Genomic DNA, 14,275 nt, shown 5'->3' on the forward strand with positions numbered 1-14,275 from the left:
AGCGCCGTCCGCCCGGAGGTCAGTCCGAGCGAGCGGCGCGCAACGCGCGGCGAGCGGCGTCGGTGACCGCCTCCGCGGTGATGCCGAACTCGGTGAACAGCGTCCGGTAATCGGCGGAGGCGCCGAAGTGCTCCAGCGAGACGATCTCGCCCGCGTCCCCGACGAAGCGATGCCACGACTGGGCCACGCCCGCCTCCACGGCGACCCTCGCACGCACCGACGGCGGCAGCACCTCGCGGCGGTAGGCGTCGTCCTGCGCGTCGAACCACTCGACGCACGGCATGGACACCACGCGGGTGGCGACGCCCTCGGCCTCCAGCGCCCGCCTGGCGGCCACGGCCAGCTGCACCTCGGAGCCGGTCGCGATCAGCACCACATCAGGGCTGCCGGACGTAGCCTCGGCGAGGACGTAGCCACCGCGAGCGACTCCCCGCGGGTCCGTGCCCTCCAGCGTCGGGACTCCCTGGCGAGTCAGCGCCAGTCCTGCCGGTCCGTCGGAGTTCTCCAGCACCGCCTTCCACGCCGCGGCGGTCTCGTTGGCATCGGCCGGTCGCACGACCGCGAGGTCCGGGATGGCCCGCAGGCTGGACAGGTGCTCGACCGGTTGGTGCGTCGGACCGTCCTCGCCCAGGCCGATCGAGTCGTGCGTCCAGACGTAGATCACCGGCTGGCGCATCAGCGCGGCCAGCCGCACTGCCGGTCGCATGTAGTCGCTGAAGACCATGAAAGTGCCGCCGTAGGGACGCGTTCCGCCGTGCAGCGCGATGCCGTTGAGGATCGAGCCCATCGCGTGCTCGCGCACGCCGAAGTGCAGGGTGCGGCCGTAGGGCTGGGCGCGCCACGCGTCGGTGGAGATGCCTTCCGGGCCGAACGAGTCCGCGCCCTTCATCGTGGTGTTGTTGCTCTCGGCCAGGTCGGCCGAACCGCCCCACAGCTCCGGAAGCACGTCGGACAGCGATGCCAGGACCTCGGCCGAGGCCTTGCGGGTCGCGACGCCCTTCTCGTCGGGCTCCCAGCTGGGCAGCTCGTCGGCCCACCCGGCGGGCAGCTCGCGGTCCCGCATCCGGGCCAGCAGCGCCTTGCGCCGCGGGTTTTCCGCCGCCCAGGCGTCGAAGGCGATCTGCCACTTCTCGTGCGCGGCCCTGCCGCGCTCGGCGACGGCGCGGGTGTGCTCCAGGACGTCGTCGTCGACCTGGAACGACCGCTCGGGGTCGAAGCCCAGCAGCTTCTTGATCTCGGCGATCTCGTCGGCGCCCAGCGCGGCGCCGTGCGCCTTGCCGGAGTTCATCTTGTTCGGCGCCGGGTAGCCGATGACCGTGCGCAGCACGATCATGCTGGGGCGCGCGGTCTCGGCCCGGGCGGCGTCGAGGGCGCCGAGGATGCCGGTGATGCACTCGCCGCCGTCCACGGTGACCACGTGCCAGCCGTAGGCCTCGTAGCGCTTGGCGGTGTCCTCGGACAGCGCGATCAACGTGTCGTCCTCGATGGAGATGTCGTTGGCGTCGTAGATCACCGTGAGGTTGCCCAGCTGCTGGGTGCCCGCCAGCGAGGACGCCTCGGAGGTCACGCCCTCCTCGATGTCGCCGTCGGAGGCGATCACGTAGATCTGGTGGTCGAAGATGCTTTCACCGGAAGCGGATTCGGGATCCAGCAGACCGCGCTCGCGTCGCGCGGCCATCGCCATGCCGACCGCGTTTGCCAGACCTTGCCCCAGCGGCCCGGTCGTGGTCTCCACTCCCGCGGTGTGGCCGTGCTCGGGGTGTCCCGGCGTCAACGAGCCCCAGCTGCGCAGCTGCCGGAGGTCGTCGAGTTCCAGCCCGTAACCGGCCAGGAACAACTGGACGTAGAGGGTGAGGCTCGAGTGCCCGGCCGAGAGAACGAACCGGTCGCGCCCGATCCAGCTCGCGTCGTTCGGGTCGTGCCGCATGACGTGCTGGAACAGCGCGTATGCGGTGGGCGCCAGGCTCATCGCGGTGCCCGGGTGCCCGCTGCCGCACTGCTCGACCGCGTCCGCGGCCAGCACCCTGGCGGTGTCGATCGCCCGGGTGTCCAGGTCGGTCCAGTCATCGGGAACGTGGGCGGTGGTCAAGCGGTCGATCTGGTCGCTCACGCGGTAGCTGGAGGTGCTTTGGTTCGCGATCATGGACGCGCACTCCTGATGTTCTCGGTTTCCTGTGAGGGTTCTGTCGTCGGGACGCGCCTCGCGGTCCTGGTGTCGCACGGCCGTCGAGCGGGATCACGTCGGCGCTCCTGGTCGTCTGCGGGAGCGGCCGGTCCGCTACGCGGGCCACATCCGCGAGTTCTCGGGATGGTCGTCGTCGATCAGGCGGTGCGCCAGGGCGATCGCCTCGTCTCGATCGAGCTTGTCGAGGGCGGGTTCGGCCCTGGCCAGGCCCTCTAAGATGTTCGCCAACCGTTCCGCCGCCTCCGGGGCCAGGCTGTGGTCGCCGCCGGCCGCGCGCACGTACCGCCGCCGCACCAGCGATGCGGCGTCCAGCAGCAGGGCGCGCTGAGCTTCGTACAGCGCCGTCTTGCAGTTCGGGGCCTTCATGGGATCCTCTCCCTTGCAGTCAGTTTCGGCGCAGGCACCGGAGGTCCTCCCGATCGGCGGCCGCCCTCGGGTGCCGATCGGGGCATCGCCGTGCGAGGCCGGTCGTTCCGCGGGTGGCACCGGAGGGATTCGGCCGATCAGGAAGCGGGCACCGGACTCGTCAGGACGCGGTGGAGCTCGGCCACCGCGGCTCGCTTGCCGTCCGGGTGCGAGAGCACGGCTCTGCCCGCGACGAGCAGCTCGGCTCCCGCGTACCAGGCGGCCCTGGCGGTGCGGGTCGAAATGCCTCCGTCCACCTCGATCTGCACCGGTACCCCGGCGCGCTCGACCAGTGCGCGCACCTCCGAGACCTTCTCCTCCATCGCCGGGATGTACTTCTGCCCGCCGAACCCGGGATTGACGGTCATGACCACTACCTGGTCGAGCCCGCTCAGCACGTGGCGGAGGAATTCGGCCGGTGTGGACGGATTGAGGGCAACACCGGCTCGGGCGCCGAGCTCGCGGATCGCGGACAGCGTGCGCAGCAGGTGCGGACAGGTCTCGGCGTGCACGATGATCGTTTCGCAACCGGCCGCGACGAAGTCGGCGAGCATCGGGTCCGGGTCCCGGACCATGAGGTGGGCTTCGAACGGAACATCGCTGTGCTCGCGGCACGCGCCGACGACGTCCGGCCCGAACGTCATGTTCGGGACGAAGAGCCGATCCATGACGTCCCACTGGATGCGGCCGACTCCTGCGCCGGTGAGGTCGGCGACCTCCGCGCCGAGACGCGCGTAGTCGGCGCCGAGCACGGAGCCCACGACCGCGGGCTCCTTCAGCGACCAGCTCGCCGCGGAATGCTGCGGTTCCTCGTGCGGTGCCTTGCCCGATCCGTCGACCATCGAGCGTTCCTCCAGATCACTAGTGGTTCGGCGTCCCGCGGAGATCGGTGCGCGAATCGGAGCAGCACGCCTGAAATCGCCGTTGCGGATCCCGGACCGCTCCGGGCTCGTGATGGCTCGGCAGGGCAGCGGGACTTCGAGAAGCCGGTCCGCTGGCGAAGAACGGCCGATGCGAGCGCGAATCGCTCCGCGTCCGAACGGATGTCCCACGAGTGGAAGGGGCCACCGAATGACGCCGGCCCCTTCCACCACCTGCCGAATGGTTCGCGGTGGGCTGTCAGCGGATGCGGGTCCGGAGGGCCTTGGCGGCCGCAGCCGGGTCCTTGGCGCTGCGGATCGCCCCGCCTGCCACCGCCACGGTCGCCCCGGCGTTCTGCACCGCGGCGATCGAGTCGCTCGTGACACCACCGGCGATCGAGAACGGAACACCGGCCTGGCGCCCGTCCTCGAGCAGCGTGTCGATCGTGTAGCCGGGCCTGGCCTGCTCGTCGAGACCGGCGTGGATCTCCACGAACGAGACGCCCATCTTGGAGACCTCGCGGATCCGGGGGACCCGGTTCTCCACGATCGTGATCATGTCCGCGACGACGTCCTTGCCGTGCTTCTTGCCCGCGGCGACGGCGCCCTTGACGGTGTCGTCATCAGCCGCGCCCATCACGGTGACCAGGTCGGCTCCGGCGGAGAACGCGAGGTCGGCCTCCAGCTCACCGGCGTCGGCGGTCTTCATGTCCGCGAAGACGAGCTTGTCCGGGTGCGCGGCCTTGATCGCCGTGATCGCGTCCAGCCCTTCGGCCTTGACCAGCGGTGTGCCCAGCTCGAGGATGTCCACGTAGTCCGAGGTCAGACGCGCCAGGGTGAGCGCTTCGTCCAATTTGGCGACGTCCAATGCTACCTGCAGCTTCACTGTTCTCTCCTCATCGGTGATTCCCAGCGGCTTCCGGGATTTGGGGATTTCGGTTCGGGATTTGCGTGGCGGTGCCGGGGGGCGGAACCTCGGACTCCGCCGGGCTGCGGGAGCCGCGACTCGAGCAGCCACCTGCGCAGCGCTGCGGCGTCCTCGCCCCGGCGACGGCCGAGAACCCGCAGCGGTGCTGGCTGAGTTCCACACCGCATGCGGCTGCGCCGCGCACTGCAAGACCCCTCAGGCAGGGATGGCTTGCGTAGCGACCCGCAACGCGACCAGCGGTACAACCGTTCGGATCCGGGTTTCCGTTTCCGGAAGAATGGTTAGTAGATCACGAAGTTGTTCGGCAGGTACCGTTCGTTGATTCCATCGCGCTGCCCGTTGGGGAGTCCTGCGGCAATCCGCGGGATCGGAACGAGCAACGGCCTGTGACACTGCACGGATCTGTACGTCTAGTCAATCTGTGCGGAACGAACGGATGCCGGAGTAGCACGGACGGTTAGAACGCACTTCCAAATGGCATTCTCGAAGAAGTGCCGCAGTGGTGTTGCGATTCTGCTGGACGTCGAAGTACGATCCGTCCTGGCGCTGGCCCGAAGCTGTCCGAACGATAGACGGCAGCAGTCGTGAAGCAGCCGGATCTCGACCGTTGAAGAGCGCGAACGGCGAGTCGGGTCTTGGATTCCCGGTCTTGCGAAATCTCTTCCGATCATCCCCGTTCACCGGGGGAGCGGGCCGACCGTCAGCGGGGAAGCGTCGCAGCTCTCGGCCGCCATCTGCGAGCAGGGTGTTCTGCCGATGGATCCGGCGGCCGTGCGGACCCCTGGGGTCGAGTCAGGACCTCGTGTCGAATCTCGAAAGGAGGTGTGGCCATGGAGTCCGGAACCCCGCAGTGGGAACCGCCGCGATTCGAGGAAATCGGGTGCGCGGCCGAGGTGACGATGTACGTCGCCCAGGTCGAGGACTGAGCCGGCCCGCCGGTCGGCGGACCCGAACGCTCTCGCGGTGACCGCGGGCACCGGGCCTTCCGGTGCCCGCGGTATCGCGCGCACCGGGTTCCGCGTTCGTGCCGGTCGTCGCGCGATCTCGCGCGGGCGAGCGGTGCGACGGACCGCGAGACCCCGGCCGGGTCGTCGCCGCACCGCCGGAGCGCTCCACCGGCGCCGAACCCCGCGAGGTGCGGGACTTCCTGGACCACCTCGCGGCCAAGCGATGTGGAGATCGTTATGACCAGCACTGATGCCCCGGACACGTCGCCGAGCCCGTTAGGCCTGCTGGCCGAGCTGACCTATGCGTGTCCGCTGCACTGCGGCTACTGCTCGAACCCGCTCAACCTCTCCGAGTACCGCGATGAGCTCTGCACCGAGGACTGGTTGCGCGTCGTCGGCGAGGCGCGCGAGCTGGGCGCGCTGCAGCTGCACCTGTCCGGTGGGGAACCGCTGCAGCGCCGCGACGTCGTCGAGATCGTCCGCCACGGCAGCGAGCTCGGGATGTACACGAACCTGATCACCAGCGCGCTCGGGCTGTCCCGCCGCCGCGCCGAGGCACTCCACGCCGCCGGGCTGGACCACGTGCAGATCAGCGTGCAGGCGGACGAGCCGGTCGGCTCGGACCGCACCGCGGGTACGGCCTCCTTCGCGCGCAAGTACGAGGCGGCGCGGATGGTCAAGGAGATGGGCTGGCCCCTGACGGTGAACGTGGTGCTGCATCGGCAGAACATCGACCGGATCCGGGAGATCGTCGAGCTGGCCGAGCAGCTCGGCGCCGACCGGGTCGAGCTCGCGAACACCCAGTACTACGGCTGGGCCTGGCTCAACCGGGATGCGCTGCTGCCGAGCCGCGCGCAGCTGGAACGGGCCGAGCGCATCGTGCGCGAGCGGCGAGAACAGCTGCGCGACACCGACATCATCCACGTGCTCCCGGACTACTACGCCCAGTATCCCAAGGCCTGCATGGGCGGGTGGGCGCAGCGCCAGCTCACCGTCGCGCCGAACGGGGACGCGTTGCCGTGCCCGGCCGCGCAGTCGTTGCCGCTGCCGAGGGCGAGCGTGCGCGAGAGCTCGCTGCCCTGGATCTGGCGGGAGTCCGCGCTGTTCAACGCGTTCCGCGGGGTGGAGTGGATGCCCGAGCCGTGCCGCAGCTGCGATCGCCGGGACGTGGACTTCGGCGGCTGCCGCTGCCAGGCCTTCCAGATGACCGGGGACGCTGCGCGCACCGACCCGGTGTGCCACCTCTCGCCGGACCACGAGCTCGTCGAAGAGGTCGTGCGCCGGGTCGGTGCGACCGAGGACGCCGTGGTCGACGAGCTGGTCCCGCGGCCCCATCCGCGCGACCAGCGGTGACCCGCGCTCACCGCGCGGCCGCGCGGCGAGGCGACTTCGCGGGTCGCGCCCCGTGCGGCACGAGACTGGTGGCGGCCCTGGACGGACGTACGAGCCGGCCGGGCCGCCACCCTTCCAGCCTCGACGACGGCCGGCCGGTCGGGCCTCGCGCTCGCGCCTCGAGGACGAACGAGGCGGCCGCGGGCCGTGTGCGGGTCCGCCCCGGCCCACGCTGACGCACGCCTTTCCGGGTGCGCGACGCCGTGGTTTCGCGCGCACGACAGCTCGTCCCGCGCCAGCGGTTCTCGCGCGATTCTTCCCCGTAACGGGTGGTTTCGGGGTGAGATTCTGCTGTGGGGTGATGCCGAGATGGAGATCGATCGCGTTCTAGCCGGATCGCGATCACGATCGCGGTGATGATTCCCGCAGATCCGTTTGAGCGGATTCCGAAGCCGTTCGTGCCGCGCCCGTGTCATTTCGTGATGGCCATGTTGACTGGACGTACAGATCCGTGCAGTCTCACAACCCGGTACGCGTCCTTGCCGCGGTTGAAAACCGCGGGGTCGAGGAAGGGGCGGCATGGAGCGATCGAGGAACTGCATTCCGATCAGCGCGTGCAACGCGCGCTGTTCGGCAATTGTCTGACCCGAGTCGCCGTCAATCGCGCCGACCAGGTGCGTGCGGGGATTGACCGGTGTGCGTTCGCGAGTTCCTTCGGTGGAATCCGGGCGTTGCTGGTGGAGTCCCGCCAACCGCCTCGGCGGACGTCGAGTTCAAGGATTCGCCCGATGGCCTCGCGTTTTTGCTCGCGGGCCGCACTCGCGAATGATCCGAACGAATAGTGGAGCGTGCTCAAATGACCGACACCGCCAATCCGGAGCTCGGGGAAAAGCTGAATCCGCCCCATTTCAACTACGCCACGCTGGCCATCAGCGGTGAGGTGGACCAGGTCCGCAAGAACGTTCAGCCCGCGGCGTGGGCTCGAGCCGGGGCGCTGCTGCTCAAGGCCCCGACCGTGTTCACCATCGGCACCGGGCGCAGCGGGCTCGCCCTGCAGATGGCCGCGATGCGGTTCATGCACCTCGGGCTGCCCACCCACGTCGTGGGTGAGACGACCGCCCCGGCGATCGGTTCCGGCGACGTCCTGGTGGCGGCTTCGGGATCCGGGTCCACGGCTCGGGTCGTGCGGGCGGCCGAAACCGCGCGCAAGCAGGGCGCGAACGTGGTGGCGCTGACCACCGCCGCGGACTCGGCCCTGGCCAAGACCGCCACCGAAGTTCTCGTGATCCCCGCCGCGGACAAGCAGGATTTCGACGGGACCACCTCCACGCAGTACGCGGGGAGCCTGTTCGAGCAGTCCGTCCTGCTGCTCACCGATGCGCTGTTCCACGCGCTGTGGCGCTCCAGCGGTGCGCAGGCCCGCGAGTTGTGGCGCTTGCACGCGAATCTCGAGTGAGCGACGCACCGGGGAACCCCCGGCGCGATGCGCGAGCGGTGGTCCCGAGTTCATCTCGGGGCTCGCCGATTCCGAAGTCCCGCTGCCGCAACCGAGGCGTAGCGACAAACCCGAGGAGCCCGAGATGCAGACCGGAACCGAGCTCGCGCGGCGAACTCGCACCGATATCAACACCCTGGAGGCCGTGGCGCTGGCAGCCACCCGCAGCGCGGCGCTGGCCAGCCACGCCTGGGTCGGCCGGAACGACAAGAAGGCCGCCGATGCGGCGGCGACCGAGGCGATGCGCCGGGTGCTGGCCGACGCTCCGGGCCGGGGAGCGGTCGTCATCGGCGAGGGCGAGAAGGACGCGGCCCCGATGCTGTACAACGGCGAGGCGGTGGGCAACGGCCTCGGCCCGGATTTCGACATCGCCGTGGACCCGCTCGAGGGGACCTCGTTCTGCGCGAAGAACCTCCCGGGCGCGATGGCCACCATCGCCCTCGCGGAGCCGGGAACGCTGTGGTCTCCCGGGCCGGGCTTCTACATGGACAAGATCGTGGTCCCGCCCGCGGCGAAGGGCGTCATCGATCTGACCGACAGCCCGGAGCGCACCTTGGAGAAGGTCGCCGGGGCGCTCGGCAAGCGAGTCGGCGAGCTGCGCGTGGTCATCATGGACAAGCCGCGTCACCGGGACCTGATCGCGCGGGTGCTGCGGGCGGGCGCGGCCGCGCACACACCGGCGGAGGGCGATGTCGGGGGGAGCCTCGAGGTGCTCCTGCCGACCGGTGATGCGGACCTGCTGCTGGGAACCGGTGGCACGCCGGAGGGGGTGATGACCGCCGCGGCGGTCCGCGGTCTCGGCGGTGACATGCTCGGCCGCCTCGCTCCGCAGTGCGAGGAGGAGGCCGCGGCCATCCGAGCGGCGGGGATGGACCAGGACCGCATCCACACCTGCGACGAGCTGGTGGGCGGCGACGCCCTGTTCGTCGCCACCGGTGTCAGCGGCGGGTCGCTGCTGAGCAGGCCGAGGGAATCCGACGGCACGGTGCTCGCGGACTCCCTGCTGATCTCCAGCGGCGAGGTTCGCCGCGTCACCCACACGACTTTCGGCTCCATGCCTCGGGTTTCCGAGGTCGCGAGCTGATCCCGCATCCAGCGGTGGGCCGGTCGCGTCCCGCCGACGACGTTTCGAGGTACCGCAGAAACCGCTCCGCCGACCACGTCACGCGGACATCACGTTTGAGGAGATTCGGTGACATTGCACCTGGACGATCTGAGCGTTCGCCACCTCGGTGAGTGCCACTACGACTCACCGCTCTCCGAGATGCTCGCCGCCAAGCGGACTTCGCCGCACTACGTCGCGGAGGGCGATCGGGTTCTGCTCGAGGACACCGTGTCCATGCTCGCCGAGCACGACCTGCCGTCCGAGCAGCTCCCGAGCTTCGAGGCCGCCGGCCCGCGGCGAAAGATCTACTTCGACCCGGCGGAGGTCACGGCGGGAATCGTGACCGCGGGCGGGCTGTGCCCGGGGCTCAACGACGTCATCCGCGGCCTGGTCCAGGAGCTCACCGTGCTCTACGACGTGAAGCGGATCCTGGGATTCCGCAACGGTTTCCGCGGCATGACCGCCGAGCACCGCAACGACACCATCGAGCTCACACCCGATCGGGTCCGCGACATCCACAACGCCGGCGGCACCATCCTGGGCAGCTCGCGCGGGGCTCAGGACGCCGACGAGATGGTGGACAGCCTCGTCCTGCGGGACATCAACGTGCTGTTCGTCATCGGCGGTGACGGGGGCATGAAGGCGGCGACCAATCTGGCCGCGGCGATCCAGCGGCGCGGTCACGACATCGCCGTGATCGGCGTCCCGAAGACCATCGACAACGATCTGCCGTACACCGACCAGTCGTTCGGGTTCCAGAGCGCTTTCGCGCAGGCGGCCAACTTCATCTCCTCGGTCTCGGTCGAGGCGGCGGCCAGCCCGGACGGCATCGGAATCGTGAAGCTGATGGGCCGGCATTCCGGATTCATCGCCTGCTACGCGTCGTTGGCCCGCAACGCCGCGGACATCGTCCTGATCCCGGAGGTCCCGTTCGCCCTGGAAGGCGAGGACGGGCTGCTGGCCCGCGTCGAGCAGCACGTTCGGGCCAAGGGGTACGTGGTGATCGTGGTCGCCGAGGGCGCGGGGCAGGACCTCCTCGAGGAGCGCGGCCTGCTCGAGGCCGATGCCACCGACGCCTCCGGCAACGCCAGACTCGGGGACATCGGCGCGCTGCTGCGGGAGAGCATCACCGCGCACCTGACCGAGGTCGGGCTGGCCCCGACCGTGCGCTACATCGATCCGAGCTACGCCATCCGCAGCGTCACCGCGAACGCCTACGACAGCGTCTACTGCCTGCGCCTGGCCCACGCCGCGGTGCACGCGGCGATGGCTGGCCGCACCGAGACGGCGGTCGTGCGCTGGCGACGGCGCTTCGTGCACGTGCCGATGTCGCTCATCACCAGCAGGCGCAATCAGGTCGACCCGGACGGCGACCTGTGGATGTCCGTGCTCGAAGCGACCGGACACCTCGTCCCACCGCCGGCGCGCAGCCCCGGCTCGGCCGAGGTGGTCGACCGCGGCGGCGCGGGCGCGTGTCGGTCGACGAGTTGGGAGGGCGGTGCTGCGACCCGGCGCGGCGTCGAGTTCTCCGGCGGCGGATCGCAGAGGGGGTCGCTGTGCTAGCGAGCGTTCAGTTCGTCCTCGGCGTCGCGCTGCTGGTATACAGCGCGGAGAAGCTGATCGGCCATCTCGTCGGTGTCTCCAGCAGATGGGTGGTCTCGCTGTTCCTGGTGGCGGTGGTGTTCACCGGCATCGAGTTCGACGATCTCGCCTACGGGATCGTGCTGAACGTCGATTCCCTGCAGCACGCCGCCCTGGGCACCGTGATCGGCACGACGATCGCGCTGATGGGAATCGTGCTCGCGCTGGCGGCGCTGATCTCCCCGTGCGCCGTCGACGTTCCCAAGGACTACCTCGTGCTGTTCGTCGCTTCCCCGGCCATCGTGCTCGCCGTGGCCGCGACGGGTGGGCTGACTCAGGTCACTGGTATCGCGCTGGTGGGGCTGTTCGTCGGCTTCGTCGGCTGGATCGGGTACCGCGAGCACGCGGCTCGACGCCCGGTGTTCCGCAACGCCGAGCTCTACGAGCAGCTCGAGAAGGTCGGCGCGATCGGAGGTGGTGCGTCCGCCTCGACCGGCGGCAGCTCCGGTGGCGGCGGGGCGCAAGAACCGCCGGCAGGCGGGCCCGGCAGGTGCGGAGCGTTCGAGCTGCCCGGCGATCTGCGCATCGACCAGGGATTCCTGCGGGCGCGGCAGCACCCCCTGTGGCTGAGCTTTACCTTCGCGGCTCTCGCGCTGGTCGGCCTCATCGCGGGTGCCGCGGTCGCCGGGCAGGGAACCGCCGGGGTGCTCGAGACCTTCGACATCGAGGACACCGTCTTCGGGGTCACGATCGCGACGCTGGCGCTCTCGCTCGAGGACGTCTTCCTGACCGTGGAACCGGCCCGCCGGGGAGCGCCCGAGATCGGTGTCGCCAACGTGATCGGCAGCGTCGTGTTCTCCTTGACCGGCAAGCTGGGGATCATCCTGCTCGTGGGCGGGACCATCGCAGTCGACGACAGCGTGCTCTCCTGGCATCTGCCGGTCCTGCTGGTGCTCACGGCGATCTCGGCGACCTTCCTGGCCACCGGGCGGCTGCGTCGCTGGCACGGTGGTCTCCTGCTCGGCGCCTACGCCGGCTACTTCGCGATCAGCCTGCTCGTCTTCGGCGCGGTTCCGCTCGACGACGACTAGCGCCCGGGGCGCCGTTCCTGCTGTTCGTCAGGTGCTCGCGGGGAGAGGTCGGTTCGCGCCGGTCGGTCTGGCGGGGCGCGGACGTCGCTGCGCGGCGGCCTCGCCATCGCGGGGCGCCTCGACGTGCGCGTTCAGGATCGGCCGGTCCGCGAACGATCTCGTCGACGCAGCGGGATGCGCATCGGCGAGCGCTGCGGTGGTCGCCCGCTGGTTGTCGCGTTGGCGCCGTTCGTGCGCCGTTCGCGAGCGGTCGTCGCGCTGTCCTTGTCCCTCGAATCCCGGACCGCGTAGCTTCCGGCGCGATGTCATGAGCTGGCGCGCGGAAGGCCGCTGATTTCCCGGACGGTTGCCCGCACACCGCGAGTCGTGCGGGCAACCGCTGGGTTTCGCGGCCGTTCCGAGCTCCAGCTCGCGACGAGTTCTCAGCGGTCGAGGAGGCCGCGTGCAACGCCCGAGCGGTGACGCGGTCCGGCCCGATACGTGAAGACATGAGCTGTTGCGATCACCGGACGTGCGGTCCGGGTGGTTGAGGAGTTGTTGCAGTGTGCCGTGTGCGTGGCGGTGCGGGTGGCGGGTTCTGACGCGCAGCGTGGCTGCGGGATCCGCTCCTTGAGCCGTCCTGCGCGGCGTCGCGGCCGTCCTCGCCGCACGGCGCGGCAGAACCCGCGGCGGCGCGAGTTGAGTCCCGCACCGCGTGCGGCTCCGCCGCATTCCGCAAGGAACCCGAAGACCAGAGGCGGTCTCAGATGGCAGATGTGCACCGGATGGAGCAGGCATCCCGGAAACCCAAGTCGACGGTGCACGGGGCGTGGGAACGCTTCGTGCGGGGCGAGGACGACATCCGCGGCGTTCGGCCCGAGGTCGCCCTCTCCTGGCAGCGGTGTCGCGATCAGTACCGCGTCGACCCCTATCTGTCGGAAGCGCCGGTGGCGATCACCGACGTCGATCACACGCTCGAGCACGACGTCGTGTTCGCCGAGCTCGGCTTCCGCGCGGCTTCGGTCGTCGACGAGGTGAGCAACGCGGGCGGCGTCGTGACCGTCACCGACGCCACCGGCCGCGTGCTGGCCGAGTGGGGCGACAAGGCGACCCGCGATTACGCGGCCAAGGCGAACTTGGCGCCGTGGTTCTGCTGGGCGGAGGGCGCGACCGGGACGAACGGCATGGGCACGGCGCTGGAGTCGCACTCGCCGGTGGTGATCCGCGGTGCCGAGCACTGGTGCCAGGCCTTCCACGACTGGAACTGCGCGGGTGTGGCGGTGCGCGACGTGGTGACCAAGGAGCCGGTCGCGGTGCTCAACATCTCCTGCTGGCGCAGCGAGCTCCCGGTCTCCGCGGGAGCCTGGCTCAGCAACGCCGCCAGCAGGACCCAGTTCATGCTCAGACGGCGCGCTCGGGACGCCGGGGCCGAGCTCATCGCGGCCTACAACCACGCGCGCTCGCGCGCTGGGGTGTCGCTGGCGGCCGTGGACCCGGCCGGCAGGGTCGTGATCGCCGACGACGCGGCGAGCGTGCTGCTGGGCGTGCCCGGTTCGACGCCCGCTCCGGACCCCGCCGTGCGCTGGAACCCCGGCCTTCCGGAACTCGCTCGCGCCGCCCGGTACGCCGCCAAGCAGGCCGCGCACAACCCATCCTGGGTGGGGTCCACGCAGATCTTCACCCACCTGGCCGATGAACCGACGCCGGTGAGCATCCGGCCGGTGTTCCTGTCCGGGCACCTGGCGGGAAATCTCCTGTCGTTCGGGGTTTCCGAGGGCGAGCAGTTGCCGCGGGCCGACGGCGGTGCGGGTTCCGGGCAGGATCGCGGTCCGGCTTCGCGGATCGTGGCGACGCGGGAGAACCGGATGGTGCTGCTGCGGCAGCCCGAGGTCTGCTTCGCCGAGTCCGAGGGGAACGACGTGTGGCTGTCCACCGACCAGGGACGCCTGCGAGCGGCTTCGCCGGCGCTCGACAAGCTCGAGAAGGAGTTGGGCGATACCGGCTTTCTCCGGGTGCACCGGCAGTACGTGGTCAACCTCGGTCGCATTCGGGAGGTGGAGCGCGGTTTCAAGGGCGAACTGGCCCTGGTGATGGACGACGACGCGAACACGATGGTGCCGGTCTCCCGGCGCAACGCTCCGGCGGTGCGCCGGGCCCTGGGCATCTGAGGATGCCGGGAGTCATCGGAAGGAGCTTCCATGCCCGAGAACCCCGACGCCGTGGCGATCACCAAGAACTACGACCAGAGCGTGCGGACTGGCCGTGCGAGCGATCGTGGTCGGAGTCATCCGGTGGCTGGTGGGGATAATTGTGATTGGTGGCCTGGCCGGTTGAGTCTGCGGATCTTGGCCAAGCATCATCCGGCGA

At 70.0% G+C, this 14,275-nt stretch carries 12 protein-coding genes; 8 read left to right on the forward strand and 4 right to left on the reverse strand.

Features of this window, described 5'->3' with window-relative positions; all coding sequences use genetic code 11:
- Positions 1-19: 19 nt before the first annotated feature.
- The 4 genes from tkt to hxlA all read right to left on the reverse strand — a co-directional run bounded on the left by tkt (position 20) and on the right by hxlA (position 4,336).
- Positions 20-2,143: a transketolase gene (tkt, locus tag ABD289_RS22815; RefSeq protein ID WP_344136683.1), complete on the reverse strand. Its 2,124-nt coding sequence runs from the start codon at positions 2,141-2,143 to the stop codon at positions 20-22.
- Positions 2,144-2,278: 135 nt separating this feature from the next.
- The gene (locus tag ABD289_RS22820; protein WP_344136686.1) at positions 2,279-2,551 is read right to left on the reverse strand and encodes a hypothetical protein; all 273 of its coding nucleotides are present in this window, start codon (positions 2,549-2,551) and stop codon (positions 2,279-2,281) included.
- Positions 2,552-2,688: 137 nt separating this feature from the next.
- A complete protein-coding gene (gene rpe / locus ABD289_RS22825) occupies positions 2,689-3,432 on the reverse strand; it encodes a ribulose-phosphate 3-epimerase (RefSeq protein WP_344136689.1) in 744 nt (247 codons plus the stop codon).
- 277 nt (positions 3,433-3,709) lie between these two features.
- On the reverse strand, positions 3,710-4,336 hold the full coding sequence (gene hxlA, locus ABD289_RS22830; protein WP_344136692.1) for a 3-hexulose-6-phosphate synthase: 627 nt from the start codon (positions 4,334-4,336) through the stop codon (positions 3,710-3,712).
- Between the two features lie 872 nt (positions 4,337-5,208).
- Between hxlA and pqqA the strand changes: the two genes are divergently transcribed.
- The 8 genes from pqqA (at position 5,209) to ABD289_RS22870 (ending at position 14,076) form a co-directional block, all read left to right on the forward strand.
- Positions 5,209-5,304 (forward strand): pyrroloquinoline quinone precursor peptide PqqA, encoded by a 96-nt coding sequence (gene pqqA, locus ABD289_RS22835; protein ID WP_344136695.1) that lies wholly within the window; start codon positions 5,209-5,211, stop codon positions 5,302-5,304.
- A 62-nt stretch (positions 5,305-5,366) separates the two neighbouring features.
- Positions 5,367-5,576, forward strand: a complete 210-nt coding sequence (locus tag ABD289_RS22840; RefSeq protein WP_344136698.1) for a hypothetical protein — start codon at positions 5,367-5,369, stop codon at positions 5,574-5,576.
- Positions 5,563-6,678 carry a pyrroloquinoline quinone biosynthesis protein PqqE gene (pqqE, locus tag ABD289_RS22845; RefSeq protein WP_344136701.1) on the forward strand — a complete coding sequence of 372 codons (1,116 nt, stop codon included), beginning with the start codon at positions 5,563-5,565 and terminating at the stop codon, positions 6,676-6,678. Before ABD289_RS22840 ends, pqqE begins: the two co-directional genes overlap by 14 nt.
- A gap of 835 nt (positions 6,679-7,513) precedes the next feature.
- On the forward strand, positions 7,514-8,113 hold the full coding sequence (gene hxlB / locus ABD289_RS22850; protein WP_344136704.1) for a 6-phospho-3-hexuloisomerase: 600 nt from the start codon (positions 7,514-7,516) through the stop codon (positions 8,111-8,113).
- Between the two features lie 124 nt (positions 8,114-8,237).
- A complete protein-coding gene (locus ABD289_RS22855; protein WP_344136707.1) occupies positions 8,238-9,236 on the forward strand; it encodes a fructose-bisphosphatase class II family protein in 999 nt (332 codons plus the stop codon).
- 108 nt (positions 9,237-9,344) lie between these two features.
- Positions 9,345-10,820, forward strand: a complete 1,476-nt coding sequence (locus ABD289_RS22860) for an ATP-dependent 6-phosphofructokinase (protein WP_344136710.1) — start codon at positions 9,345-9,347, stop codon at positions 10,818-10,820.
- Complete coding sequence (locus ABD289_RS22865; protein ID WP_344136713.1) at positions 10,814-11,929, forward strand: sodium:calcium antiporter; 1,116 nt, start codon at positions 10,814-10,816, stop codon at positions 11,927-11,929. The genes ABD289_RS22860 and ABD289_RS22865 overlap by 7 nt, the downstream gene beginning before the upstream one ends.
- Positions 11,930-12,675: 746 nt before the next feature.
- Entirely contained in the window at positions 12,676-14,076 is a 1,401-nt protein-coding gene (locus ABD289_RS22870) for a DNA-binding protein (protein WP_344136717.1), read from the forward strand.
- Positions 14,077-14,275 lie beyond the last annotated feature (199 nt).

Origin of the sequence: Saccharopolyspora halophila (assembly GCF_039531955.1) — a bacterium.
GTDB classification, from domain to species: Bacteria; Actinomycetota; Actinomycetes; order Mycobacteriales; family Pseudonocardiaceae; genus Saccharopolyspora; species Saccharopolyspora halophila.

Coding starts and splice junctions, on each gene's coding strand:
- pqqA (WP_344136695.1), top strand. CDS start 5,209: ATGGAGTCCGGAACCCCGCAGTGGGAACCGCCGCGATTCGAGGAAATC.
- rpe (WP_344136689.1), bottom strand. CDS start 3,432: ATGGTCGACGGATCGGGCAAGGCACCGCACGAGGAACCGCAGCATTCC.
- ABD289_RS22870 (WP_344136717.1), top strand. CDS start 12,676: ATGGCAGATGTGCACCGGATGGAGCAGGCATCCCGGAAACCCAAGTCG.
- ABD289_RS22820 (WP_344136686.1), bottom strand. CDS start 2,551: ATGAAGGCCCCGAACTGCAAGACGGCGCTGTACGAAGCTCAGCGCGCC.
- tkt (WP_344136683.1), bottom strand. CDS start 2,143: ATGATCGCGAACCAAAGCACCTCCAGCTACCGCGTGAGCGACCAGATC.
- ABD289_RS22855 (WP_344136707.1), top strand. CDS start 8,238: ATGCAGACCGGAACCGAGCTCGCGCGGCGAACTCGCACCGATATCAAC.
- hxlB (WP_344136704.1), top strand. CDS start 7,514: ATGACCGACACCGCCAATCCGGAGCTCGGGGAAAAGCTGAATCCGCCC.
- pqqE (WP_344136701.1), top strand. CDS start 5,563: ATGACCAGCACTGATGCCCCGGACACGTCGCCGAGCCCGTTAGGCCTG.